This is a genomic window from Shigella flexneri 2a str. 301 (genome assembly GCF_000006925.2).
GTDB lineage: Bacteria > Pseudomonadota > Gammaproteobacteria > Enterobacterales > Enterobacteriaceae > ECMA0423.
In genome coordinates this window covers 1,795,166-1,819,383 of the sequence record NC_004337.2, presented here as the reverse complement: position 1 = coordinate 1,819,383, position 24,218 = coordinate 1,795,166, and the positions used below count along the sequence as shown (strand labels likewise).

At 50.2% G+C, this 24,218-nt stretch carries 20 protein-coding genes, 5 pseudogenes and 9 other annotated features (1 of these 34 cut by a window edge); of the genes and pseudogenes, 14 read left to right on the top strand and 11 right to left on the bottom strand.

The features are described 5' to 3' along the window. The first annotated feature begins 11 nt into the window (after positions 1 to 11). From tehA to SF1779, 3 genes and pseudogenes are all read left to right on the top strand, one after another. Positions 12 to 1,004 (top strand): potassium-tellurite ethidium and proflavin transporter, encoded by a 993-nt coding sequence (gene tehA / locus SF1781; RefSeq protein NP_707643.2) that lies wholly within the window; start codon positions 12 to 14, stop codon positions 1,002 to 1,004. Continuing rightward, a complete protein-coding gene (gene tehB / locus SF1780; RefSeq protein ID NP_707642.1) occupies positions 1,001 to 1,594 on the top strand; it encodes a tellurite resistance protein TehB in 594 nt (197 codons plus the stop codon). Before tehA ends, tehB begins: the two co-directional genes overlap by 4 nt. A gap of 302 nt (positions 1,595 to 1,896) precedes the next feature. After that, positions 1,897 to 2,603 (top strand): annotated as a pseudogene (locus SF1779). Here SF1779 and SF1778a read toward each other — a convergent pair. Then, positions 2,572 to 3,078, bottom strand: a pseudogene (locus tag SF1778a). The pseudogenes SF1779 and SF1778a sit on opposite strands and share 32 nt — an antisense overlap. Before the next feature lie 7 nt (positions 3,079 to 3,085). Then, positions 3,086 to 3,978: a sequence feature (Similar to Escherichia coli K12 virulence protein gi: 1787702 (403 aa). BLAST with identity of 98% in 297 aa. This CDS has been truncated. The sequence has been checked and is believed to be correct.), on the top strand. On the opposite strand from SF1778a, the pseudogene SF1778 reads away from it, so the two are divergent. Continuing rightward, positions 3,086 to 3,978 (top strand): annotated as a pseudogene (locus SF1778). (Overlaps the previous feature by 893 nt.) Then, positions 3,979 to 5,412 (bottom strand) — a mobile genetic element (partial). On the opposite strand, the gene SF1777 reads toward SF1778, so the two are convergent. Further along, the gene (locus SF1777; protein NP_707640.1) at positions 4,167 to 5,513 is read right to left on the bottom strand and encodes an insertion sequence IS91 transposase; all 1,347 of its coding nucleotides are present in this window, start codon (positions 5,511 to 5,513) and stop codon (positions 4,167 to 4,169) included. It overlaps the preceding feature by 1,246 nt. Further along, positions 5,412 to 5,722: a mobile genetic element (partial), on the bottom strand. (Overlaps the previous gene by 102 nt.) 7 nt (positions 5,723 to 5,729) lie before the next feature. Continuing rightward, positions 5,730 to 5,855 (bottom strand) — a mobile genetic element (partial). Continuing rightward, positions 5,856 to 6,203 (top strand) — a sequence feature (Similar to Escherichia coli K12 transport system permease gi: 1787713 (314 aa). BLAST with identity of 100% in 115 aa. This CDS has been truncated. The sequence has been checked and is believed to be correct.). Here SF1777 and SF1776 point away from each other — a divergent pair. The 6 genes and pseudogenes from SF1776 to SF1771 all read left to right on the top strand — a co-directional run bounded on the left by SF1776 (position 5,856) and on the right by SF1771 (position 10,636). After that, a pseudogene (locus SF1776) lies at positions 5,856 to 6,203 on the top strand. It overlaps the preceding feature by 348 nt. After that, entirely contained in the window at positions 6,193 to 6,987 is a 795-nt protein-coding gene (locus SF1775) for an ABC transporter permease (RefSeq protein ID NP_707639.1), read from the top strand. The pseudogene SF1776 and the gene SF1775 overlap by 11 nt, the downstream one beginning before the upstream one ends. A gap of 21 nt (positions 6,988 to 7,008) precedes the next feature. After that, the gene (locus SF1774; RefSeq protein NP_707638.1) at positions 7,009 to 8,433 is read left to right on the top strand and encodes a gamma-aminobutyraldehyde dehydrogenase; all 1,425 of its coding nucleotides are present in this window, start codon (positions 7,009 to 7,011) and stop codon (positions 8,431 to 8,433) included. A 209-nt stretch (positions 8,434 to 8,642) separates the two neighbouring features. Next, positions 8,643 to 9,452, top strand: coding sequence for an acetyltransferase (locus tag SF1773; RefSeq protein NP_707637.1), 810 nt, complete (start codon positions 8,643 to 8,645; stop codon positions 9,450 to 9,452). Between the two features lie 616 nt (positions 9,453 to 10,068). Continuing rightward, the gene (locus tag SF1772) at positions 10,069 to 10,317 is read left to right on the top strand and encodes a hypothetical protein (RefSeq protein NP_707636.1); all 249 of its coding nucleotides are present in this window, start codon (positions 10,069 to 10,071) and stop codon (positions 10,315 to 10,317) included. 85 nt (positions 10,318 to 10,402) lie between these two features. Then, the gene (locus tag SF1771) at positions 10,403 to 10,636 is read left to right on the top strand and encodes a hypothetical protein (RefSeq protein ID NP_707635.1); all 234 of its coding nucleotides are present in this window, start codon (positions 10,403 to 10,405) and stop codon (positions 10,634 to 10,636) included. On the opposite strand, the gene SF1770 is transcribed toward SF1771, so the two are convergent. Both SF1770 and SF1769 read right to left on the bottom strand, forming a co-directional pair. Next, positions 10,637 to 11,086 carry a hypothetical protein gene (locus SF1770; protein NP_707634.1) on the bottom strand — a complete coding sequence of 150 codons (450 nt, stop codon included), beginning with the start codon at positions 11,084 to 11,086 and terminating at the stop codon, positions 10,637 to 10,639. After that, a complete protein-coding gene (locus SF1769; RefSeq protein NP_707633.2) occupies positions 11,083 to 11,601 on the bottom strand; it encodes a resistance protein in 519 nt (172 codons plus the stop codon). Before SF1769 ends, SF1770 begins: the two co-directional genes overlap by 4 nt. Positions 11,602 to 11,668: 67 nt before the next feature. Continuing rightward, positions 11,669 to 12,999: a mobile genetic element, on the top strand. Between SF1769 and SF1768 the strand changes: the two genes are divergently transcribed. From SF1768 to SF1765, 4 genes are all read left to right on the top strand, one after another. After that, positions 11,715 to 12,125 carry an IS2 repressor TnpA gene (locus SF1768; RefSeq protein ID NP_707632.3) on the top strand — a complete coding sequence of 137 codons (411 nt, stop codon included), beginning with the start codon at positions 11,715 to 11,717 and terminating at the stop codon, positions 12,123 to 12,125. (Overlaps the previous feature by 411 nt.) Beyond that, entirely contained in the window at positions 12,083 to 12,988 is a 906-nt protein-coding gene (locus tag SF1767; RefSeq protein NP_707631.1) for an IS2 transposase TnpB, read from the top strand. Its footprint lies within the feature at positions 11,669 to 12,999. The genes SF1768 and SF1767 overlap by 43 nt, the downstream gene beginning before the upstream one ends. A 25-nt stretch (positions 13,000 to 13,024) precedes the next feature. After that, positions 13,025 to 14,221, top strand: a complete 1,197-nt coding sequence (gene yncB / locus SF1766; RefSeq protein ID NP_707630.1) for an oxidoreductase — start codon at positions 13,025 to 13,027, stop codon at positions 14,219 to 14,221. A gap of 104 nt (positions 14,222 to 14,325) precedes the next feature. Beyond that, positions 14,326 to 15,048 (top strand): colanic acid/biofilm transcriptional regulator, encoded by a 723-nt coding sequence (locus SF1765; RefSeq protein NP_707629.1) that lies wholly within the window; start codon positions 14,326 to 14,328, stop codon positions 15,046 to 15,048. 82 nt (positions 15,049 to 15,130) lie between these two features. Next, positions 15,131 to 16,959, bottom strand: a mobile genetic element. On the opposite strand, the gene SF1764 is transcribed toward SF1765, so the two are convergent. The 7 genes and pseudogenes from SF1764 to insA form a co-directional block, all read right to left on the bottom strand. Then, positions 15,319 to 16,506 carry an insertion sequence IS91 transposase gene (locus SF1764; RefSeq protein ID NP_707628.1) on the bottom strand — a complete coding sequence of 396 codons (1,188 nt, stop codon included), beginning with the start codon at positions 16,504 to 16,506 and terminating at the stop codon, positions 15,319 to 15,321. (Overlaps the previous feature by 1,188 nt.) Then, a complete protein-coding gene (locus SF1763; RefSeq protein ID NP_707627.1) occupies positions 16,506 to 16,928 on the bottom strand; it encodes an insertion sequence IS91 protein in 423 nt (140 codons plus the stop codon). It lies within the feature at positions 15,131 to 16,959. The genes SF1764 and SF1763 overlap by 1 nt, the downstream gene beginning before the upstream one ends. Next, positions 16,906 to 17,838, bottom strand: coding sequence for a nitrate reductase 1 subunit beta (locus SF1762; protein NP_707626.1), 933 nt, complete (start codon positions 17,836 to 17,838; stop codon positions 16,906 to 16,908). Before SF1762 ends, SF1763 begins: the two co-directional genes overlap by 23 nt. Beyond that, positions 17,835 to 21,632: a sequence feature ('Similar to Escherichia coli K12 cryptic nitrate reductase 2, alpha subunit ref: NP_415985.1 (1246 aa). BLAST with identity of 100% in 1266 aa. This CDS contains an in-frame stop codon. The sequence has been checked and is believed to be correct.'), on the bottom strand. Its footprint overlaps the gene before it by 4 nt. Then, positions 17,835 to 21,632: pseudogene (narZ, locus tag SF1761) on the bottom strand. It overlaps the preceding feature by 3,798 nt. Before narZ ends, SF1762 begins: the two are co-directional and overlap by 4 nt. Positions 21,633 to 21,656: 24 nt before the next feature. Beyond that, positions 21,657 to 23,045, bottom strand: coding sequence for a nitrate/nitrite transport protein NarU (gene narU / locus SF1760; protein ID NP_707625.2), 1,389 nt, complete (start codon positions 23,043 to 23,045; stop codon positions 21,657 to 21,659). A 442-nt stretch (positions 23,046 to 23,487) separates the two neighbouring features. Further along, positions 23,488 to 24,218, bottom strand: a mobile genetic element; it runs 37 nt beyond the window's last position. Beyond that, on the bottom strand, positions 23,503 to 23,898 hold the full coding sequence (gene insB / locus SF1759; RefSeq protein ID NP_707624.1) for an insertion element IS1 protein InsB: 396 nt from the start codon (positions 23,896 to 23,898) through the stop codon (positions 23,503 to 23,505). Its footprint overlaps the feature before it by 396 nt. After that, a complete protein-coding gene (insA, locus tag SF1758) occupies positions 23,925 to 24,200 on the bottom strand; it encodes an insertion element IS1 protein InsA (RefSeq protein ID NP_707623.1) in 276 nt (91 codons plus the stop codon). Its footprint lies within the feature at positions 23,488 to 24,218.

Here is a 24,218-nt window from a genome sequence, read left to right as displayed (position 1 = left end):
TGAGTAAGAAGATGCAGAGCGATAAAGTGCTCAATTTGCCGGCAGGCTACTTTGGTATTGTGTTGGGGACGATAGGGATGGGATTTGCCTGGCGCTATGCCAGCCAGGTTTGGCAGGTCAGCCACTGGTTAGGGGATGGGCTGGTGATTCTGGCGATGATCATCTGGGGATTATTGACTAGCGCATTTATTACCCGACTCATACGCTTTCCGCATAGCGTGCTGGCGGAAGTTCGCCATCCAGTGCTGAGCAGTTTTGTGAGTTTGTTTCCGGCAACGACGATGCTGGTGGCGATTGGTTTTGTTCCGTGGTTTCGCCCACTGGCGGTGTGCATGTTCAGTTTTGGTGTCGTGGTTCAGTTGGCTTATGCCGCCTGGCAAACTGCGGGATTATGGCGCGGATCTCACCCTGAAGAAGCTACCACGCCTGGACTGTATCTGCCGACAGTTGCCAACAACTTTATCAGCGCAATGGCCTGTGGTGCGTTGGGCTACACCGACGCCGGTCTGGTGTTTTTAGGCGCAGGCGTTTTCTCATGGCTAAGCCTTGAACCGGTGATCTTGCAGCGTCTGCGCAGTTCGGGAGAATTACCCACGGCACTGCGGACATCACTCGGCATTCAGCTCGCTCCTGCGCTGGTGGCCTGTAGTGCCTGGCTGAGCGTCAACGGCGGCGAGGGTGACACGCTGGCGAAAATGCTTTTCGGTTATGGACTGCTGCAACTGCTGTTTATGCTACGTCTGATGCCATGGTATCTCTCCCAGCCATTTAATGCTTCATTCTGGAGTTTCTCGTTCGGCGTATCTGCACTGGCAACCACCGGTTTGCATCTGGGGAGTGGCAGCGATAATGGATTTTTCCATACGCTGGCGGTGCCGCTGTTTATCTTTACCAATTTTATTATTGCAATACTGCTCATCCGTACTTTTGCGCTTCTGATGCAGGGAAAATTGTTAGTCAGAACCGAGCGCGCCGTTTTAATGAAAGCAGAGGACAAAGAATGAACATTCGTGACGAAAACTATTTTACTGATAAATATGAATTAACCCGCACACACTCTGAAGTACTGGAAGCGGTGAAAGTGGTTAAACCGGGTAAAACGCTGGATCTGGGCTGTGGCAATGGTCGTAACAGTCTTTACCTGGCAGCCAATGGTTATGATGTTGACGCATGGGATAAAAATGCCATGAGTATCGCCAACGTCGAGCGCATTAAATCCATTGAAAATCTGGATAATTTACACACCCGGGTCGTTGATCTGAATAACCTCACATTTGATGGACAGTACGATTTTATTCTTTCGACTGTGGTGCTGATGTTCCTTGAGGCTAAAACCATCCCAGGGTTGATTGCCAATATGCAACGTTGCACTAAACCTGGTGGTTACAACCTGATTGTGGCGGCGATGGATACCGCTGATTATCCATGTACCGTCGGCTTCACGTTTGCCTTCAAAGAGGGAGAATTACGTCGATATTACGAAGGCTGGGAGAGGGTGAAATACAATGAAGACGTCGGCGAGCTGCACCGCACCGACGCCAACGGTAATCGTATTAAACTGCGTTTCGCCACGATGCTGGCACGTAAAAAATGACCCGGTAAGCACAAAACGCGTGAAAATTCCCCACGCTGAGATGATTTACTGTTCTTCTTTTCGGTAAGCATATTTTTTATCGAAGGGATGTGAAATTAATCACAGTAGTCGAAGTTTTTTAGCAGCTTAACTTACTGAAATTTAACTACTGATGATTGACTTAGCCCCTTTTTCGGCATTGACTATGTCGTCTGAAAAGGGGCTGAAAAATTTATTTTCACCAACACTTTTTTTGCCACAACACGAAGCGGCGCTTTTTGCTATAACTTAGAAAGTAATATAATCATCTCAGGAAACTATTCATGCGTACCACATCATTTGCGAAAGTTGCAGCTTTATGCGGCTTGTTGGCTCTGTCTGGTTGTGCCTCTAAAATCACCCAGCCAGATAAATATAACAATTACTCTGATTTAAAAGAAACAACCTCAGCAACAGGTAAACCTGTTTTACGTTGGGTAGACCCGAGTTTTGATCAAAGCAAATATGACAGCATCGTCTGGAACCCAATCACTTATTATCCGGTACCAAAACCTTCTACCCAGGTAGGGCAGAAAGTTCTGGATAAAATTTTGAACTATACCAACACCGAAATGAAAGAAGCGATAGCGCAGCGTAAACCAGTGGTTACCACCGCTGGGCCGCGTAGTCTGATTTTCCGTGGGGCCATTACCGGTGTAGATACCAGCAAAGAAGGGCTGCAATTCTATGAAGTGGTTCCTGTTGCATTAGTGGTTGCGGGGACCAAATGGCTACAGGCCACCGTACCATGGATACTCGCCTCTATTTTGAACGTGAGCTGATTGATGCAGCGACTAATAAACCGGTTATCAAAGTCGTTCGTCAGGGCGAAGGTCAAGACCTGAATAACGAAAGTACGCCAATGGCTTTCGAAAATATTAAACAAGTTATTGATGAACATGGCCAACCGAGGCCACCATGTTTGACGTTAACAAAAAGTAGTTCCAGACGCGCCATCGTTAGATGGCGCTTTTTATCCGGTGCGCCGTAAAACCCCATCCTTCAGGGCGGGGATATAAGGCGCGGTTTTCCACCTGACCAGGTGTTTGCTGTTGTTCAATGTATTGGCGGATGACGGATATTGGCGCACCTCCGCAGCTACTGGCAAAATAGCCAGGACTCCACAAAACGCCTTTGTAGTAATACCTGACTGCAATATCTGGTCGATCTCGTCGCAGTAACCTACCCGATACGCCTTTGAGGCTGTTTACCAGACTGGATATCGCCAGTTTGGGAGGTTAGTTAATTAACAAATGGACGTGATCTGGTTCGCCATCCATTTCAACCAGTTCAGCTTCAAAATAAGCACATACATTTGAAAAGTAAGTGCGTAGTTTTTCTGTCGCGTCATGGTCAAAAATCTGGCGTCGGTATCTGGTGACAAAGACTAGGTGAACATGCATCAGGAAAACACAATGCCTTCCACGCCGGATATCGGTTTCTTTTTTCACAGACCAAAGTATCATTTGACCTGTGAAACGATTACAGGCATTTAAATTCCAGTTAAGACCAGGTGGTCAACAGGAGTGTGAAATGAGGCGCTTCGCAGGCGCATGTCGTTTCGTTTTCAATCGTGCTCTGGCACGTCAGAATGAGAATCATGAGGCCGGTAATAAATACATCCCTTACGGGAAAATGGCTTCCTGGCTGGTTGAGTGGAAAAATGCCACTGAAACGCAATGGCTTAAAGATTCTCCCTCACAGCCATTGCAACAGTCACTGAAAGACCTTGAGCGGGCTTACAAAAACTTCTTCCGGAAGCGGGCTGCTTTTCCCCGATTCAAAAAGTGGTGACAGAATGATGCATTCCGCTACCCGCAGGGCGTTAAGCTCGATCAGGAAAACAGCCGTATTTTTCTGCCGAAACTGGGCTGGATGCGCTACCGGAATAGCCGTCAGGTCACGGGTGTTGTGAAAAATGTCACTGTCAGCCAGTCCTGCGGTACGTGGTACATCAGTATTCAGACAGAAAGTGAAGTATCCACTCCGGCTCACCCTTCAGCATCAATGGTCGGGCTGGATGCTGGCGTGGCTAAACTCGCCACGCTGTCAGATGGCACAGTCTTTGAGCCTGTAAACAGTTTTCAGAAAAACCAGAAGACGCTGGCGAGACTTCAGCGACAGTTAAGCCGCAAGGTCAAATTCAGCAACAACTGGCAGAAGCAGAAACGCAAAATACAGCGACTGCATTCCTGTATCGCAAATATCCGCAGGGACTACCTTCACAAAGTCACAACGGCCGTCAGCAAAAACCACGCAATGATAGTCATTGAGGATTTGAAGGTCAGCAACATGTCAAAGTCAGCAGCGGGTACGGTCAGCCAGCCGGGGCGCAATGTCCGGGCAAAATCAGGTTTAAACCGTTCATCGATAGGAATTAAAACCCCAAAAAGATTAAAAAAACACCACAAAACGGATGTTTCTTCAACACCACTTTTGCTCCATATGAACGGAACCGACGATTAAACTGGATGGCTCTGATTGATTCAGGGTATGAATGGCGGTTTTTTGCTCCGTTTCCCTCAAAATGGACGCAACTTCCCCTCTGCGGCTCTCAGCCGCACCACCGCATCCGGGCCAGCGGCTCATGCATCAGGACCTGCTCTGCCAGACGGTAGCCCCGCTTCAGCCCCGTAAAACGCATCTGACTCCCGCACAGCACGCACTTCAGCGGGTCAACCTTCAGTAACCTCTGATACATCCCTCTCCAGGTGATTTGCATCGCCGTTTTTCTCACTGTCTCCGTTATGATGTACACCACTTCTTCCAGTAACCGCCGTTTCGCCGGACTCAAAAAACCGTAGTACCTCACCATACGGAACCCCTTATCCGCCACATGCCAGGAGAACCTTTCCATGAACTCATCTCCACTCATCAACAGGTATTCTTCCCGTTTTGTTCGGTGACTGTTGTAACGCAGACCGATTTCATCCTGACCGGCATAATGCTCCAGACGACTCATCGGCACCGGTGGCTTTTTCAGGTAAGAGCCAAAGTACACCGCCACATGGGTGGCATTATCCATTACCCGGGATACGTTGACATTCCAGCCACGGCGGTAATGCGTGTCCAGGAAGCGATTCCATTCCCGTTTACTGCTTCCTTCTGCTGCCAGCGCATCCGGCATCACCAGGTCAGGGTATTTCCGTGACAGCAACCGTGTTATCCGGTAGCGCCACATGCTCATCACCTTACGGGCGTAAAAATGAAGATTTTTCCAGGTGTGGCCCGACGTCACACCACCGGCAGTTGTCGATAAATGGATATGCGGATGCCACTGCTGGTCACGCCCCCATGTGTGGATCACCGTGAATATCCCCGGCTCCACATCTGCCTGATGGCAGATTTCCAGTATCACATCCGCTGCAATGCGGCTCATCTCTGCCAGTAACCACCGGTTGTGGAACACCAGGGACCAGTACTGGCAGGGAAGTGTGAACACAATATGCTGCCACGGGCAGTAGGGGACCAGGCTCAGCAGATACTGTATCCACTGTGCGCCAGCCTTCACCCCGCAGTGCGGGCAGGAGCGGCTTTTACACCGGAAGCAGACCTTTTTTGTATGGCAACAGTCCGGTGATGAACAACACCACTGCGTGTAGCCCATCAGTGTGGTCCCGCAGGCCATGATTTTTGTCACTGATTCAATTACCACCGGACGGACTGCCCCTTCCGGTTGTTTCTCCAGCCAGTTAAGCCAGCGGTTTCCCTGCTGAAAAATATCGGCAAAACGGGGGAGCATCAGAAGGGCGGGGCGACTCCGTCCGGCCAGTGAACCGTGCCACACTCCGGGCAGTACACGTATAGGAAATTGAAAAACCAGACGATACCGCTGTCCACGCCTTATGCCACGTGAGCTTTTCTGCTTTTCCCTCCACTCCGGTGTTTTCTCTCTCTGCATGGTCGATTCTTATACCGCAACAGGCTGTTTTTTATACTTGCACCGATTCCCGGGCACACTTAGCCTGTGTCAGGCCGGCATATACCTCAGCAGACTGATATCCCGCGCGTTTTTCTTCAGCCCCTCCACATTCAGCCCCGCAATGGCCCGGCGGTATACCATCCGGCCGCCACACAGCACGCATTCGAACGGGTCACGACTCAGGAACTTTGAGAGGCGGGTTTACGTTTACGGGGTTTAGCTGAACGGGCCATATAACCACCTGAAAGACAATGACATTGCCTGTTTTTATAACGGTAATTGCAGACCATGACAAGCCGCAGCCGTCAGGCTGCCTACTCGATGATCCTGCCCGTTCAGGCGGCGCTTGAGCGTTTGCCGCCGTCATTGTTGCAGGCGTCGGCTGATCTCGGCGCACGTCCACGACAAACCTTTCGCTATGTGGTGCTGCCGCTGGCAATCCCGGGTATTGCCGCTGGCTCTATCTTTACCTTCTCACTCACACTGGGCGATTTTATCGTCCCGCAGCTGGTTGGTCCTCCAGGATATTTTATCGGCAATATGGTTTATTCCCAGCAGGGGGCGATTGGCAATATGCCGATGGCGGCGGCATTCACCCTGGTGCCGATTATTCTCATCGCACTGTACCTGGCGTTCGTGAAACGTCTGGGAGCGTTCGATGCACTCTGAACGCGCACCGTTTTTCCTCAAACTGGCGGCCTGGGGCGGCGTTGTTTTCCTACATTTTCCCATCCTGATAATCGCCGCCTATGCGTTTAACACTGAAGATGCGGCGTTTAGTTTTCCACCGCAGGGCCTGACGCTGCGCTGGTTTAGCGTGGCAGCACAGCGTAGTGATATTCTTGATGCCGTGACGCTGTCACTTAAAGTGGCGGCGCTGGCGACATTAATTGCGCTGGTGTTAGGGACGCTGGCAGCTGCCGCGCTGTGGAGACGAGACTTTTTCGGCAAAAACGCCATTTCGCTGTTATTGCTGCTGCCCATTGCGCTGCCGGGCATTGTCACTGGTCTGGCGCTATTAACCGCCTTTAAAACCATCAATCTGGAGCCGGGATTTTTCACCATCGTGGTCGGTCATGCGACTTTTTGCGTAGTGGTGGTGTTTAACAATGTCATCGCCCGTTTTCGCCGCACCTCGTGGAGTCTGGTTGAGGCGTCAATGGATCTTGGGGCCAATGGCTGGCAAACCTTCCGCTACGTAGTGTTGCCGAATCTCAGTTCGGCGTTACTGGCAGGAGGAATGCTGGCGTTTGCCTTGTCGTTCGATGAAATCATCGTTACGACCTTTACGGCAGGTCATGAACGAACGTTACCGTTGTGGTTGCTCAATCAGCTTGGGCGACCGCGTGATGTACCGGTAACCAACGTGGTGGCACTGCTGGTTATGTTGGTAACAACCTTGCCGATCCTGGGGGCCTGGTGGCTAACCCGCGAAGGCGACAATGGTCAATAACCACTGATACAGGAATAAGCTATGCAACATAAGTTACTGATTAACGGAGAACGGGTTAGCGGCGAAGGGGAAAAACAGCCTGTCTATAATCCGGCAACGGGGGACGTTTTACTGGAGATTGCCGAGGTATCCGCAGAGCAGGTCGATGCTGCTGTGCGTGCGGCAGATGCAGCATTTGCTGAATGGGGGCAAACCACACCGAAAGCGCGTGCGGAATGCCTGCTGAAACTGGCGGATGTTATCGAAGAAAATGGTCAGGTTTTTGCCGAACTGGAATCCCGTAATTGTGGCAAACCGCTGCATAGTGCGTTCAATGATGAAATCCCGGCGATTGTCGATGTTTTTCGCTTTTTCGCGGGTGCGGCGCGCTGTCTGAATGGTCTGGCGGCAGGTGAATATCTTGAAGGTCATACTTCGATGATCCGTCGCGATCCGTTGGGGGTCGTGGCTTCTATCGCACCGTGGAATTATCCGCTGATGATGGCCGCGTGGAAACTTGCTCCGGCGCTGGCGGCAGGGAACTGCGTAGTGCTTAAACCATCAGAAATTACCCCGCTGACCGCGTTGAAGTTGGCAGAGCTGGCGAAAGATATCTTCCCGGCAGGCGTGATTAACATACTGTTTGGCAGAGGCAAAACGGTGGGTGATCCGCTGACCGGTCATCCCAAAGTGCGGATGGTGTCGCTGACGGGCTCTATCGCCACCGGCGAGCACATCATCAGCCATACCGCGTCGTCCATTAAGCGTACTCATATGGAACTTGGTGGCAAAGCGCCAGTGATTGTTTTTGATGATGCGGATATTGAAGCAGTGGTCGAAGGTGTACGTACATTTGGCTATTACAATGCTGGACAGGATTGTACTGCGGCTTGTCGGATCTACGCGCAAAAAGGCATTTACGATACGCTGGTGGAAAAACTGGGTGCTGCGGTGGCAACGTTAAAATCTGGTGCGCCGGATGACGAGTCTACGGAGCTTGGACCTTTAAGCTCGCTGGCGCATCTCGAACGCGTCAGCAAGGCAGTAGAAGAGGCGAAAGCGACAGGGCACATCAAAGTGATCACTGGCGGTGAAAAGCGCAAGGGTAATGGCTATTACTATGCGCCGACGCTGCTGGCTGGCGCATTACAGGACGATGCCATCGTGCAAAAAGAGGTATTTGGTCCAGTAGTGAGTGTTACGCCCTTCGACAACGAAGAACAGGTGGTGAACTGGGCGAATGACAGCCAGTACGGACTTGCATCTTCGGTATGGACGAAAGATGTGGGCAGGGCGCATCGCGTCAGCGCACGGCTGCAATATGGTTGTACCTGGGTCAATACCCATTTCATGCTGGTAAGTGAAATGCCGCACGGTGGGCAGAAACTTTCTGGTTACGGCAAGGATATGTCACTTTATGGGCTGGAGGATTACACCGTCGTCCGCCACGTCATGGTTAAACATTAAGTTAGATGTTAGTGGCTGTTATAGGACGGCCACTATCGTTTTAGGTTCTGAGTTTAATGGCGGTTAAGTATTAGAATGATTACATTAATAACTGGCGTAAAAATTAGGCTAAATGTTTGATGGCGATTTTTCATCCTGTCACAGTTGATTAGCATAAGGCTTTAGAGTATCGTTATTAAACTAATACTTTATAAGTAGAAGTATTAACAATGAAAGTTCAATTGTACAAATTCACGGAAGATAAAAATAAAACCCTTACCTTCAGATGGACGAAAAAACACTTTGAGTTTTGTATGGATAATAAAATCTTTTTAAATCATAAGGGGAAGAAGTCGTATAAAGAAAGGAATTTATTTCTTTTCTCAAAAGGTGACAAGATAACAATTGAAGATAATGTTATTGCTGAAGAATATTCAACAATGCCTGTGAAAAATTTCTCCAGTGTCGGCGCTTTTTCATTTCCGACCTGCCATTTTTCAGGGAATATACGTATAGGTCGATTTTGTAGTATTGCATCAAATGTAAAAATAATGGGTGGAAATCATCCTTTGAATCGTTTTACTACTCACATGATGACTTATAACGGTGAATTTGATAAGTTTGCTATGAGTGAATTTGAACGTAGCTGGACATTGAAACCATTCATTACCAAACCTGAAAATCCGATTATAGGAAATGATGTCTGGATAGGAAATGATGTTGTATTGAAAGGTGGCATCGCAATAGGTGATGGTGCTGTTATTGCTGCCAATTCCGTTGTTACCAAAGATGTGCCCCCATATGCCATAGTTGCAGGAGTTCCTGCAAAAATAATCAGATTTAGGTTTGATTCAAATGTTATTGATGAACTGTTGAGAATAAAATGGTGGAATTATAACTACTCAGATCTTCCGGATAATAATAAGTGTGATGATATAAATTATTTTGTTGAAGAGATGAATCGATTGATATCAAATGGAAATATTCAAGAGAGGGACTATAAAAAATTCAATCTTTCTGAGGTATTCAGAGGCCTATAATTATCTGTTTTGCATGATAAATGGGCAAGATAACCAGGGCGGGGTTTGCAATTTCAATGGGGCAGCGTCATCAAGGAGGTTGCAAACATCCTGCCATGCATATACTTTACGCCATCTTTTTATATTTACGTTATTCCTTGAAAGTATAAAGCATTTATAGACTCCCGCGCGTATAAAGTATTCGTGATAGAAAAATGTGAAAACAAGATTCCGTTTGAATCAGTAAGCTGTTTGTATAGACGACAGTAGGGGGATGTTTTCTACTCATTTCAATGTAGATGCCAGCAAAAAGAAGTAAATATTAAGGATAATGTTGCAAACTTGGAGAGTATGAGAAGATCTTGCGTACTGTCAGAGAGTTGATTTCTCTGACAGTACGTGCTGCGTGCAAAATCACTACATCAAATAAACCAGCCAAATCTCATAGAGATAAGAGTAAACAAACCAACAGCAGCAAAGACATTTATCAGTACTACAGTTCTACTGGAAACATTCATTTTTGCCACCTTTTATCATTGCCCCTATGTGTATAGTACGGGTTAAGAAAATCCGCAATAATACTCATTCTGAAGATGGATAAGGGCAAGTTGCTGTTTGATGATTTTTTCTCAAACTGGTGAAAAAACTTGATGCACGTCAAAAAATGGCGCATATTTGCGCGCGTTTTATTCATATGGCTGGACGCCCGTACATGTTTCTCTATCAACATATGCTTGTTTTTTATGCGGTTATGGCAGCAATCGCATTTCTTATCACCTGGTTTCTTTCTCACGATAAGAAACGCATCCGTTTCTTAAGCGCCTTTCTGGTGGGGGCCACATGGCCGATGAGTTTCCCGGTGGCGCTGTTGTTTTCACTGTTTTAAATCTTACTCACTGGCTTGACGGCACCACGCAGACTTATATCATTTGGATTAATCGATAAATTTCACAAGTGGCTAAGGAGAAAGTATGTCGCATCTGGATGAAGTCATCGCGCGCGTGGATGCCGCGATTGAAGAGAGCGTCATTGCCCATATGAACGAATTATTAATCGCCCTGAGCGATGACGCGGAGTTAAGTCGGGAAGATCGCTACACCCAGCAGCAGCGTTTGCGCACCGCTATTGCTCATCACGGTCGCAAGCATAAAGAAGATATGGAAGCGCGCCACGAACAGTTAACCAAAGGCGGCACCATCCTCTGATTAAAATGAGCGTCTGGCCACCAACCAGGCGCCAACCACAAGTAAAATTGCGCCACATATTGGGCCGAACAACGCCCGTAGTGGTACGCCATGACTGCGGAAGATATCCAGCACCAGACCGCCAATCAGCTGGCTGGCGACCAGTACCGCAATAGTTGTCGCCGCTCCCACATTCTGATATCCGCTGATACTGGCGAAGACAAAAAACGAACCCAGCAAGCCAGGTATAAGTGTCCACCAGCGCACGCTGGACACCAGTTCGCCAAACCCCGCCATGCCTTGTTTAAACCATAAAATAGAAACAAAGAGCACAATCCCCACCAGTGAGTTCAGCAACATGGCGATGAGAATGGTAGAGGAGGTCTGGGTGATGCGCGCCATCAGCGTGTTCTGGACTACCAGACCAATTCCGGCGGCAATCAAAAAAGCAAGGGTGAGCGACTGATTCATCCAATCGCGTCCGGTTCAGTGCGCTCGTCGAGTTGCAACTGCATAAATGTCAGATCCAGCCAATGACCAAATTTAGTGCCTACCTGCGGCATTTGTGCGGTGACGACAAATCCCAGCGACTGGTGCAGATGCAGCGAAGCCTGATTTTGCGATTCGATCCCGGCGACCATGACATGCTTCCCGCAATCCCGCGCTTCATCAATCAATCGACTTAACAATTTACGCCCCAGACCTTTGCCCTGATGATCGGGATGGACATAAACCGAATGTTCCACGGTATGGCGAAAACCATCGAAACTACGCCAGTCGCCAAACGAGGCATATCCCGTAACTACGCCATCTTCTTCACTTACCAGCACCGGATAACCTGCTATGGTCCGCGCTTCAAACCAGGCAATGCGGTTATCTGCATCCACCGTTTGGTCATTCCAGATAGCCGCCGTATACAACACGGCGTGGTTATAAATTTCCGCAATGGCAGCACAGTCGGCTTTGCGGGCAAAACGGATGGACATGTCTGGCCTCAATAAAATAATGATGATGATGTTATCAATACTATCGAAAACAGCCCGAAGCAACGGATAGACTGGCCCCCTGAATCTCCAGACAACCAGTATCACTTATTTAAGTGATAGTCTTAATACTAGTTTTTAGACTAGTCATTGGAGAACAGATGATTGATGTCTTAGGGCCGGAGAAACGCAGACGGCGTACCACACAGGAAAAGATCGCAATTGTTCAGCAGAGCTTTGAACCGGGGATGACGGTCTCCCTCGTTGCCCGGCAACATGGTGTAGCAGCCAGCCAGTTATTTCTCTGGCGTAAGCAATACCAGGAAGGAAGTCTTACTGCTGTGGCCGCCGGAGAACAGGTTGTTCCTGCCTCTGAACTTGCTGCCGCCATGAAGCAGATTAAAGAACTCCAGCGCCTGCTCGGCAAGAAAACGATGAAAAATGAACTCCTCAAAGAAGCCGTTGAATATGGACGGGCAAAAAAGTGGATAGCGCACGCGCCCTTATTGCCCGGGGATGGGGAGTAAGCTTAGTCAGCCGTTGTCTCCGGGTGTCGCGTGCGCAGTTGCACGTCATTCTCAGACGAACCGATGACTGGATGGATGGCCGCCGCAGTCGTCACACTGATGATACGGATGTGCTTCTCCGTATACACCATGTTATCGGAGAGCTGCCCACGTATGGTTATCGTCGGGTATGGGCGCTGCTTCGCAGACAGGCAGAACTTGATGGTATGCCTGCGATCAATGCCAAACGTGTTTACCGGCTCATGCGCCAGAATGCGCTGTTGCTTGAGCGAAAACCTGCTGTACCGCCATCGAAACGGGCACATACAGGCAGAGTGGCCGTGAAAGAAAGCAATCAGCGATGGTGCTCTGACGGGTTCGAGTTCTGCTGTGATAACGGAGAGAGACTGCGTGTCACGTTCGCGCTGGACTGCTGTGATCGTGAGGTACTGCACTGGGCGGTGACTACCGGCGGCTTCAACAGTGAAACAGTACAGGACGTCATGCTGGGAGCGGTGGAACGCCGCTTCGGCAACGATCTTCCGTCGTCTCCAGTGGAGTGGCTGACGGATAATGGTTCATGCTACCGGGCTAATGAAACACGCCAGTTCGCCCGGATGTTGGGACTTGAACCGAAGAACACGGCGGTGCGGAGTCCGGAGAGTAACGGAATAGCAGAGAGCTTCGTGAAAACGATAAAGCGTGACTACATCAGTATCATGCCCAAACCAGACGGGTTAACGGCAGCAAAGAACCTTGCAGAGGCGTTCGAGCATTATAACGAATGGCATCCGCATAGTGCGCTGGGTTATCGCTCGCCACGGGAATATCTGCGGCAGCGGGCTTGTAATGGGTTAAGTGATAACAGATGTCTGGAAATATAGGGGCAAATCCAACGGATTCCTCGATGAAATTATTGCGTGTTGCAGAGGGGATGTGACGGCTGCAAACAAAACCAATCCCGTGAGCCTGCTACTATTGATGGATTCATGCCAAAAGCACAGGAGAGCATTATGGGGCAACAAAAGCAGCGTAATCGACGTTGGGTTCTGCCCTCGCGTCCACATGGCGCACCGGTTCCGGAGAATTTCCGTCTTGAAGAAGATGATGTCGCCACACCGGGTGAAGGACAGGTGTTACTGCGCACAGTTTATTTGTCCCTGGACCCGTATATGCGTGGACGTATGAGCGATGAGCCATCTTATTCACCGCCGGTTGATATTGGCGGCGTGATGGTCGGCGGTACGGTGAGCCGTGTCGTGGAGTCGAATCATCCTGATTATCAGCCTGGCGACTGGGTGCTGGGCTACAGTGGATGGCAGGACTATGACATATCCAGTGGTGATGACCTGGTGAAACTTGGCGATCATCCGCAAAATCCATCGTGGTCGCTGGGTGTGCTGGGGATGCCAGGCTTTACCGCTTATATGGGGCTGCTGGATATCGGTCAGCCTAAAGAGGGCGAAACGTTGGTGGTAGCTGCGGCGACAGAACCAGTGGGGGCGACGGTGGGGCAAATCGGCAAACTTAAAGGTTGCAGAGTGGTGGGGGTAGCCGGTGGCGCGGAAAAATGCCGCCATGCTACCGAGGTGTTAGGCTTCGATGTTTGCCTTGATCACCACGCGGACGATTTTGCCGAACAACTGGCGAAAGCGTGCCCAAAAGGTATTGATATCTATTATGAAAACGTGGGCGGTAAGGTATTTGATGCAGTGCTACCATTACTTAATACATCTGCGCGCATTCCCGTTTGTGGCTTAGTGAGCAGCTATAACGCTACAGAGCTACCACCCGGTCCGGATCGTTTACCCCTGTTGATGGCAACGGTGCTGAAAAAACGTATTCGCTTGCAAGGGTTTATTATCGCTCAGGATTATGGTCACCGCATCCATGAGTTTCAGAAGGAGATGGGGCAATGGGTGAAAGAGGATAAAATCCACTACCGCGAAGATATTACTGATGGTTTAGAGAATGCGCCACAGACGTTTATCGGCCTGCTGAAGGGTAAAAACTTCGGCAAAGTGGTGATCCGCGTCGCGGGTGATGATAAAAGTTTCAACGGCGGCGTAAGCCGCCATAAAAATCCAGGCAAAAAGCTTATTTTCAGCTTTAATTAATAATTAAAGCTGAATTTCAGTTTTAATTAACTAACCACGTCATTGTTCTGCTGGTAATAACAACAAAGGTGGGTGGTTTATGATTATTCACTTTAATACACTAGGTGAACTCCTTCTGCCATGCAGGCAGGGTTGGACAGAAAACACGCGAAGGAATTAAAATGCCTGGAACGGGAAAAATGAAACATGTCAGTTTGACTCTGCAGGTTGAGAACGACCTGAAACATCAGCTTAGTATTGGCGCATTAAAACCTGGCGCACGCCTGATTACTAAAAATCTGGCGGAGCAATTAGGTATGAGTATTACACCTGTGCGTGAAGCATTATTACGTCTGGTTTCGGTGAATGCGCTTTCTGTCGCACCTGCACAAGCATTTACAGTACCGGAAGTGAGGCAAAGTCAGTTAGACGAAATCAATCGGATCCGCTACGAACTGGAATTAATGGCAGTTGCCCTGGCTGTTGAAAACCTCTCCTCGCAAGACATAGCAGAACTTCAGGAATTGCTCGGGAAATTACAGCAGGCGCAAGAAAAGGGCGACATGGAACAAATCATTAATGTGAACAGGCTATTTCGCTTAGCGATTTATCATCGCTCAAATATGCCCATCCTGTGTGAGATGATTGAGCAACTGTGGATCAGGATGGGACCTGCTTTACATTATCTTTATGAAGCGATTAACCCAGCGGAATTACGGGAGCGCATAGAAAACTATCATCTATTACTCGCTGCGTTAAAAGCAAAAGACAAAGAGGGATGCAAACATTGTCTTGCTGAAATTATGCAACAAAATATTGCTATTTTATACCAGCAATACAATCGTTAAATTAAATGCCCGGCAAATACCGGGCATCAAGTAATTACTCAAATCGCCACGCAATATTCATGCCGACACCATAATTTCGTTCATCGATAGGAATTAAAACCCCAAAAAGATTAAAAAAACACCACAAAACGGATGTTTCTTCAACACCACTTTTGCTCCATATGAACGGAACCGACGATTAAACTGGATGGCTCTGATTGATTCAGGGTATGAATGGCGGTTTTTTGCTCCGTTTCCCTCAAAATGGACGCAACTTCCCCTCTGCGGCTCTCAGCCGCACCACCGCATCCGGGCCAGCGGCTCATGCATCAGGACCTGCTCTGCCAGACGGTAGCCCCGCTTCAGCCCCGTAAAACGCATCTGACTCCCGCACAGCACGCACTTCAGCGGGTCAACCTTCAGTAACCTCTGATACATCCCTCTCCAGGTGATTTGCATCGCCGTTTTTCTCACTGTCTCCGTTATGATGTACACCACTTCTTCCAGTAACCGCCGTTTCGCCGGACTCAAAAAACCGTAGTACCTCACCATACGGAACCCCTTATCCGCCACATGCCAGGAGAACCTTTCCATGAACTCATCTCCACTCATCAACAGGTATTCTTCCCGTTTTGTTCGGTGACTGTTGTAACGCAGACCGATTTCATCCTGACCGGCATAATGCTCCAGACGACTCATCGGCACCGGTGGCTTTTTCAGGTAAGAGCCAAAGTACACCGCCACATGGGTGGCATTATCCATTACCCGGGATACGTTGACATTCCAGCCACGGCGGTAATGCGTGTCCAGGAAGCGATTCCATTCCCGTTTACTGCTTCCTTCTGCTGCCAGCGCATCCGGCATCACCAGGTCAGGGTATTTCCGTGACAGCAACCGTGTTATCCGGTAGCGCCACATGCTCATCACCTTACGGGCGTAAAAATGAAGATTTTTCCAGGTGTGGCCCGACGTCACACCACCGGCAGTTGTCGATAAATGGATATGCGGATGCCACTGCTGGTCACGCCCCCATGTGTGGATCACCGTGAATATCCCCGGCTCCACATCTGCCTGATGGCAGATTTCCAGTATCACATCCGCTGCAATGCGGCTCATCTCTGCCAGTAACCACCGGTTGTGGAACACCAGGGACCAGTACTGGCAGGGAAGTGTGAACACAATATGCTGCCACGGGCAGTAGGGGACCAGGCTCAGCAGATACTGTATCCACTGTGCGCCAGCCTTCACCCCGCAGTGCGGGCAGGAGCGGCTTTTACACCGGAAGCAGACCTTTTTTGTATGGCAACAGTCCGGTGATGAACAACACCACTGCGTGTAGCCCATCAGTGTGGTCCCGCAGGCCATGATTTTTGTCACTGATTCAATTACCACCGGACGGACTGCCCCTTCCGGTTGTTTCTCCAGCCAGTTAAGCCAGCGGTTTCCCTGCTGAAAAATATCGGCAAAACGGGGGAGCATCAGAAGGGCGGGGCGACTCCGTCCGGCCAGTGAACCGTGCCACACTCCGGGCAGTACATACCGCCGGCGCTGATACCGGCAAGAATGGTCGCAAATTCCCGCTCCGTGCAGCGGGCGATTTCCGGATATCCTTCGTCATCAACACGTACAAACCAGAAGACCAGCTTTTTGTTTCCCGCATCCACAAAGAACGGAATATTCAGGTCTGCGCAGCATTCAACGGCATCGTCAAAACTATCAAAGCGCAGAACTTCTGCGTCTTCTTCGTCAAAAAAATCATCTTCGTGAAGCTTCACGACATAGCGGGGAAGTTTGCTTCTTTGAGAGGCGGGTTTACGTTTACGGGGTTTAGCTGAACGGGCCATATAACCACCTGAAAGACAATGACATTGCCTGTTTTTATAACGGTAATTGCAGACCATGACAAGCCGCAGCCGTCAGGCTGCCTACTCGATAGAGGTCAACTTCGCGCTCGGTGCTCGACGCTTCCTCGATGCGGTCGGCGTCGTAAAGCAGCACGCCCAGATACCGGATGCGACCCACGCAGGTTTCTGAGCACACGGTGGGTTGGCCTGACTCAATTCGCGGATAACAGAAGATACATTTTTCTGACTTGCCGCTTTTCCAGTTGAAGTAGATTTTTTTGTACGGACAACCGCTAATGCACAAACGCCAGCCACGGCATTTATCCTGATCAATCAGCACAATGCCGTCTTCTTCGCGTTTGTAGATAGCGCCGCTTGGGCAGGTCGCCACGCAGCTGGGATTGAGGCAGTGTTCGCACAGGCGCGGCAGGTACATCATGAAGGTGTTTTCAAACTGCCCGTACATCTCCTTTTGCATGGCCTCGAAGTTGCGGTCGCGGGCACGTTTTTCAAACTCGCCGCCCAGCAGTTCTTCCCAGTTTGGGCCCCAGATCACTTTGTCCATCCGTTTGCCGTCAATCAGTGAACGCGGGCGAGCAGTAGGGATATGTTTGCCTTCCGGTGTGCTATGCAAATGTTCGTAGTCGAAGGTGAAAGGTTCGTAGTAATCATCAATCTGCTGCGGCACCACCGGGTTGGCGAAGATTTTGGTTATTACGCCCATCTTGCTGCCCAGACGCGGACGGATCTTGCCATTCACATCGCGGACCCAGCCGCCTTGCCACTCTTCCTGATCTTCCCAGTTTTTCGGATAACCAATGCCCGGTTTGGTTTCGACGTTGTTAAACCATGCGTACTCCATGCCTTCGCGTCCGGTCCAGACGTTGTTACAGGTCACCGAACAGGTATGGCAGCCGATACATTTATCGAGGTTAAGCACCATGCCGACTTGCGAACGTATTTTCATTTTTTCGCCTCCTGTACCTGATCGCGACCTTCATCATCCAGCCAGTTAACGTTCTTCATCTTGCGGATCATGATGAATTCGTCGCGGTTCGAACCGACGGTGCCGTAGTAGTTAAAGCCCCAGGCCAGCTGCGCGTAACCGCCAATCATATGCGTCGGTTTCGGGCAAACGCGGGTGACCGAGTTATGAATGCCGCCGCGCATGCCAGTTACTTCCGAACCAGGAATATTCATAATGCGTTCCTGGGCGTGATACATCATGGTCATGCCCGGCGGTACACGTTGGCTGACCACCGCGCGGGCAGTCAGCGCGCCGTTGGCGTTAAATACTTCCACCCAGTCGTTATCGACAATGGTCAGTTCTCGGGCATCTGTTTCGCTGATCCAGACAATCGGTCCACCGCGAGAGAGCGTCAGCATTAGCAGGTTTTCACTGTAGGTTGAGTGAATGCCCCATTTCTGGTGCGGCGTCAGGAAGTTAAGTGCTTTTTCCTGGAAGCCGTTTGGCGGTATCTGGCGCATCTCACTGACGCTACGGGTGTCGATAGGCGGGCGATAAGCCACCAGGCTTTCACCAAAAGCACGCATCCACGGATGATCCTGATAGAGCTGCTGGCGTCCCGACAGCGTGCGCCACGGAATTAACTCATGAACGTTGGTGTATCCCGCGTTATAGGATACGTGATCGCTTTCCAGACCGGACCATGTGGGGCTGGAGATAATTTTACGCGGCTGCGCCTGAATATCGCGAAAGCGAATCTTCTCGTCCTCTTTGTGCAGCGCCAGATGGGTATGTTCGCGCCCGGTGATCTCGCCCAGCGCCTGCCACGCTTTGACTGCAACATGACCGTTGGTTTCCGGTGCCAGTGCCAGAATCACTTCTGAAGCGTCAATGGCGGTGTCAATCAGCGGACGCCCCTGTGCCGGGCCATCACGCTTGGTGTAATTGAGTTTGCCGAGGAAATCGATTTCATCCTGGGTATTCCACGAAATCCCTTTACCGCCATTGCCAAGTTTGTCCATCAATGGCCCGAGCGAGGTAAAGCGTTCATACGTAGCAGGGTAGTCGCGCTCCACCGCCACAATATTCGGCGCGGTTTTACCCGGGATCAGATCGCATTCGCCTTTGCGCCAGTCGAGCACTTCACACGGCTGTGAGAGCTCTGCCGGAGAGTCATGCAGCAGTGGTTGTAATACCACGTCGGTTTCTTTGCCAAGATGGCCCACGCACACTTGCGAAAATGCTTTGGCAATACCTTTGTAGATTTCCCAGTCGCTGCGTGATTCCCAGGCCGGATCGACCGCCGCAGAAAGCGGATGAATAAATGGATGCATATCCGAGGTGTTCATATCGTCTTTTTCATACCAGGTGGCGGTGGGCAGAACGATATCGGAGAACAGGCAGGTACTGGACATGCGGAAGTCGAGCGTCACCAGCAGGTCGAGCTTGCCTTCAATCGCCGCAGTTTGCCACTCGACTTCTTCCGGTTTGATCCCGTCGCTGGCACCGAGTTCCTCGCCCTGAATCCCGCTTTCGGTCCCCAGCAGATACTTCTGTATATACTCGTGGCCTTTGCCGGAGGAGCCAAGCAGGTTAGAGCGCCAGACAAACAAATTACGCGGATGATTGCTGCCGCTATCTGGTTGTTCGCAGGCCATACGTAAATCGCCCGATTTCAGCGCCTGGGCGGTAAATTCTGTGGGGGATAATCCGGCCTTGTCGGCTTCAGCTTTAATCCCGAGCGGGTTACGCCCCAGCTGCGGCGCAGAAGGTAGCCAGCCCATACGTTCGGCGCGAACGTTGAAATCAATCAGATGACCGCTGTACTTACTGGCATCGGCGAGCGGTGAAAGTAACTCCTGAGCAGAGACTTTTTCATAGCGCCATTGGCTGGAATGATTGTAGAAAAACGAGGTGCTGTTCATCTGGCGCGGTGGTCGGTTCCAGTCGAGCGCAAAGGCCAGTGGCAACCAGCCGGTTTGTGGGCGCAGTTTTTCCTGGCCGACATAGTGTGCCCAGCCGCCACCGCTTTGCCCGACACAACCGCAGAAGATCAGCATATTGATCATCCCGCGGTAGTTCATGTCCATGTGATACCAGTGGTTAACACCTGCGCCGAGGATAATCATTGAGCGCCCATGCGTTTTATGGGCGGTATCGGCAAATTCGCGGGCGATGGTTTCAATATACTGGCGCGGTACGCCGGTAATTTGCTCACCCCAGGCTGGGGTGTACGGTTTGATTTCAGCGTAATCTTTCGCGCTGTTTTCATCTTCCAGCCCGCGATCGAGGCCGTAATTCGCCAGTACCAAATCATAAACGCTGACCACCGGACAGGTGTTGCCATCGACTAACGTCAGGTTTTTAACGGGCAATTGGCGCACCAGCACCGGATTGTGTTTTACGCTGCGAAAATGCGGATTTTCAATGCCGCCAAAGTAGGGGAAGGCCACGCCTGCAACAGCGTCATGTTGACCGAGCAGGGTTAACGACAATTCGGTTTCCGTACCGGCGGCAATGGATTCCAGATTCCATTTGCCTTTTTCTCCCCAGCGGAAACCAATCGAACCGTTCGGCACTACCAATTCACCTGCGGTATTAACTGCTACGGTTTTCCACTGCGGATTGTTGCTTTCGCCCAGTCCATCCACCAGGTCAGATGCGCGGATCATGCGCCCGGGAACGTAGCTACCATCGTCGCGAGGCTCCAGCATTACCAGCATCGGCATGTCGCTGTAGCGGCGGCAGTAGTTGATAAAGTAGTCGCTGGGATTATCGAGATGAAACTCTTTTAAAATCACATGCCCCATTGCCATCGCCAGGGCGCTATCAGTGCCTTGTTTCGGTGCCAGCCACTGGTCGCACAATTTGGCCACTTCAGAGTAGTCAGGGGTAATGGCGATGGTTTTAGTGCCTTTGTAGCGTACTTCGGTAAAGAAGTGGGCGTCCGGCGTACGTGTCTGCGGTACGTTAGACCCCCAAGCGATGATGTAGCTGGAGTTATACCAGTCGGCAGATTCCGGTACGTCGGTTTGCTCGCCCCAGGTCATCGGCGAGGCGGGCGGCAGGTCGCAATACCAGTCGTAGAAACTTTAACAGGTGCCGCCAAGCAGCGACAGATAACGCGTTCCGGCGGCGTAAGAAACCATCGACATCGCCGGGATCGGCGAGAAACCGGCAACGCGATCCGGGCCGTAGGTTTTGATGGTCCAGACGTTAGCGGCGGCAATCAGCTGGTTTAGTTCCTGCCAGTTGGAGCGGATAAACCCGCCGCGCCCACGCACTTGTTTGTAGCTCAGGCACTTTTGCGGATCATTCATAATCGATGCCCACGCCAGTACCGGATCGCTGTGTTGTTTGAGGGCTTCGCGCCACAGTTCAATCAGTCGTTTACGAATGAGCGGGTATTTCAGGCGGTTAGCGCTGTAAAGATACCAGGAGTAACTTGCGCCACGCGGGCAGCCGCGAGGTTCATGATTGGGCAGGTCAGGGCGAGTGCGCGGGTAGTCGGTCTGTTGGATTTCCCAGGTCACCAGACCATTTTTAACGTAGATTTTCCAGCTACAGGAGCCTGTACAGTTAACGCCGTGGGTGGAACGCACGATTTTGTCGAACTGCCAACGCTGGCGATAGCTGTCCTCCCAGTCGCGGTTGCTATGCATCACCTGTCCGTGACCATCGGCAAAGGTTTCGCCCTTTTGTTTGAAGTAGCGAAAGCGATCCAAAAGTTTACTCATGACATGACTCCTGCTCCAGGAATGAATTGGGATCTGATGCCTTGTCGGATGCGACATGGTTGTACATCAGGCATCGATCTCTTATTTTTGGCTGAACTTCCGCCGACCATAAACCAGCCAGGTCAGCAGCACACAAACGATGTAGAAGATTAAAAACACTTTCATCGCGCCGACCGGAGAGCCGGTCATATTGAGCGACATGCCAAATGCCTGCGGAATAAAAAAGCCGCCCACTGCGCCAATGGCTGAGATAAAGCCCAGCGTTGCCGCCGTTTCGGTGACGGCTTCTCTCTGAGCTTGCTCATCACTACCGCCTTTCATCTTCACCCGATAAATGGTTATCTGGCGAAAGATGACGGCGATCATCTGGAAAGTAGAACCACTTCCCAGACCCGCGGTCAGAAACAGCCCCATAAATACGGCGTAAAAGGCGATGAAATTACCGGAGCCTGTGCCCGGTAAGGTAAGGAACAGCAGGGCACTGAAAATCGCCATAAAAATAAAGTTGATCAACGTCACCCGCACGCCGCCGAATTTATCGGAAATAGCACCACCAACCGACCGCGCGATGGCACCAATAAATGGGCCAAAGAACGCCAGGCGCAGAATATTCACATCCGGGAACTGGGTTTTTGCCAGCATGGCAAAACCCGCAGAAAAACCGATAAACGAACCGAAGGTGGCAAGGTAAAGCAGGCTCAGCAGCCAGAGATGCAGGCGTTGTAAGACAGGGAGCTGGTCGGCAATTGAGGCGCGTGAACTGGCGATATCATTCATCCCTGACCAGGCGGCGATCGTGGCAATCGCCAGTAGCGGTACCCAAATCCATGCGGCATTCGCCAGCGACATCACCGAACCGTCGGCCTGCGGTACGCCATTGACGCCGAGAAAGGCAAATACAGGTACAAAAATGACCAGCGGTGCAACCAGCTGCATTACACTTACACCTAAGTTTCCTAATCCGCCATTAATCCCAAGAGCGCTCCCTTGTTTGGCTTTTGGAAAGAAGAAACTGATATTGCCCATGCTCGAAGCAAAGTTTGCACCTGCAAAACCGCATAGCAAAGCGATAACGATAAATATCCCAAAAGGAGTATTCGGATTTTGCACGGCAATTCCGAGCCAGACGCAAGGAATAATCAGGATTGCAGTACTAAAAACCGGCCATCGGCGTCCACCGAATATAGGCACCATAAAGGAGTAGGGAACACGCAATAATGCGCCAGAAACGGAGGGTAATGCGGTTAATAAAAAGAGTTGATCGGTAGTAAAATTAAAACCGATTTTATTGAGATTAACGGTAACTGCGCTAAATAGCATCCAGACACAGAAGGCAAGAAGTAGACAACTGACTGATATCCAGAGGTTTCTTCGAGCAATATGTTTTCCTTTATTTTCCCAGAAGGCCGGATTTTCTGGTTTCCAGTCGCGTAAAAGATAACGACTATTTTTCTCATTTTGCAGTGCCATATTGTTCCTCATATGCACACATTGGTAATGAAAAAAGACAAAACAGGAGGTAAGGCGCAATAGCCAGTTATTAGAATTAAGGATGAATTGGGTGAAGTGCTGATTGAAAGAATAGATAAGAAAGCGTAACCGCGGGGGCAGAATGGGGATTAAGTAGCCAGATATGTGTTACTAAATGTAACTAACAAGCTAACCTTCAAACGGGGGTTAATCTTTGAACGTATGTCATGTTTCAACCCTTCAGATCGTGAATCTAAAGGGTTACATATTAACTATATTCTCAACAAGACCAGACACTTATAGAATTAGTGATGATTTATTCACTAAAAAGGCCATGAATTGGAGGAAAACGATCTGTCCAGAAAGTCTATCGGTTCCTCTCTTATTGCCTGATTGTAATAATCGTTATTATAGTAAGTATTGTTTATTTCATCTAAGGTCAGGTAATGACTCCAACTTACTGATAGTGTTTTATGTTCAGATAATGCCCGATGACCTTGTCATGCAGCTCCACCGATTTTGAGAACGACAGTGACTTCCGTCCCAGCCTTGCCAGATGTTGTCTCAGATTCAGATTATGTCGCTCAATGCGCTGAGTGTAACGCTTGCTGATAACGTGCAGCTTTCCCTTCAGGCGTGATTCATACAGCGGCCAGCCATCCGTCATCCATACCACGACCTCAAAGGCCGACAGCAGGCTCAGAAGACGCTCCAGTGTGGCCAGAGTGCGTTCCCCGAAGACGTGCGCCACAACCGTCCTCCGTATCCTGTCATACGCGTAAAACAGCCAGCGCTGACGTGATTTAGCACCGACGTAGCCCCAATGTTCGTCCATTTCAGCGCAGACAATCACATCACTGCCCGGTTGTATGCGCGAGGTTACCGACTGCGGCCTGAGTTTTTTAAGTGACGTAAAACCGTGTTGAGGCCAACGCCCATAATGCGTGCACTGGCGCGACATCCGACGCCATTCATGGCCATATCAATGATTTTCTGGTGCGTACCGGGCTGAGAGGCGGTGTAAGTGAACTGTAGTTGCCATGTTTTACGGCAATGAGAGCAGAGATAGCGCTGATGTCCGGCAGTGCTTTTGCCGTTACGCACCACGCCTTCAGTAGCGGAGCAGGAAGGACATCTGATGGAAATGGAAGCCACGCAAGCACCTTAAAATCA

What these genes read in the sequence shown, in the direction of transcription:
- narU (NP_707625.2), bottom strand. Translation starts at nt 23,045, where the DNA reads ATGGCACTGCAAAATGAGAAAAATAGTCGTTATCTTTTACGCGACTGG.
- SF1775 (NP_707639.1), top strand. Translation starts at nt 6,193, where the DNA reads ATGCACTCTGAACGCGCACCGTTTTTCCTCAAACTGGCGGCCTGGGGC.
- tehA (NP_707643.2), top strand. Translation starts at nt 12, where the DNA reads ATGCAGAGCGATAAAGTGCTCAATTTGCCGGCAGGCTACTTTGGTATT.
- SF1771 (NP_707635.1), top strand. Translation starts at nt 10,403, where the DNA reads ATGTCGCATCTGGATGAAGTCATCGCGCGCGTGGATGCCGCGATTGAA.
- SF1773 (NP_707637.1), top strand. Translation starts at nt 8,643, where the DNA reads ATGAAAGTTCAATTGTACAAATTCACGGAAGATAAAAATAAAACCCTT.
- SF1777 (NP_707640.1), bottom strand. Translation starts at nt 5,513, where the DNA reads ATGCAGAGAGAGAAAACACCGGAGTGGAGGGAAAAGCAGAAAAGCTCA.
- tehB (NP_707642.1), top strand. Translation starts at nt 1,001, where the DNA reads ATGAACATTCGTGACGAAAACTATTTTACTGATAAATATGAATTAACC.
- SF1774 (NP_707638.1), top strand. Translation starts at nt 7,009, where the DNA reads ATGCAACATAAGTTACTGATTAACGGAGAACGGGTTAGCGGCGAAGGG.
- SF1769 (NP_707633.2), bottom strand. Translation starts at nt 11,601, where the DNA reads ATGTCCATCCGTTTTGCCCGCAAAGCCGACTGTGCTGCCATTGCGGAA.
- SF1762 (NP_707626.1), bottom strand. Translation starts at nt 17,838, where the DNA reads ATGAAAATACGTTCGCAAGTCGGCATGGTGCTTAACCTCGATAAATGT.
- SF1764 (NP_707628.1), bottom strand. Translation starts at nt 16,506, where the DNA reads ATGCTCCCCCGTTTTGCCGATATTTTTCAGCAGGGAAACCGCTGGCTT.
- SF1770 (NP_707634.1), bottom strand. Translation starts at nt 11,086, where the DNA reads ATGAATCAGTCGCTCACCCTTGCTTTTTTGATTGCCGCCGGAATTGGT.
- SF1763 (NP_707627.1), bottom strand. Translation starts at nt 16,928, where the DNA reads ATGGTCTGCAATTACCGTTATAAAAACAGGCAATGTCATTGTCTTTCA.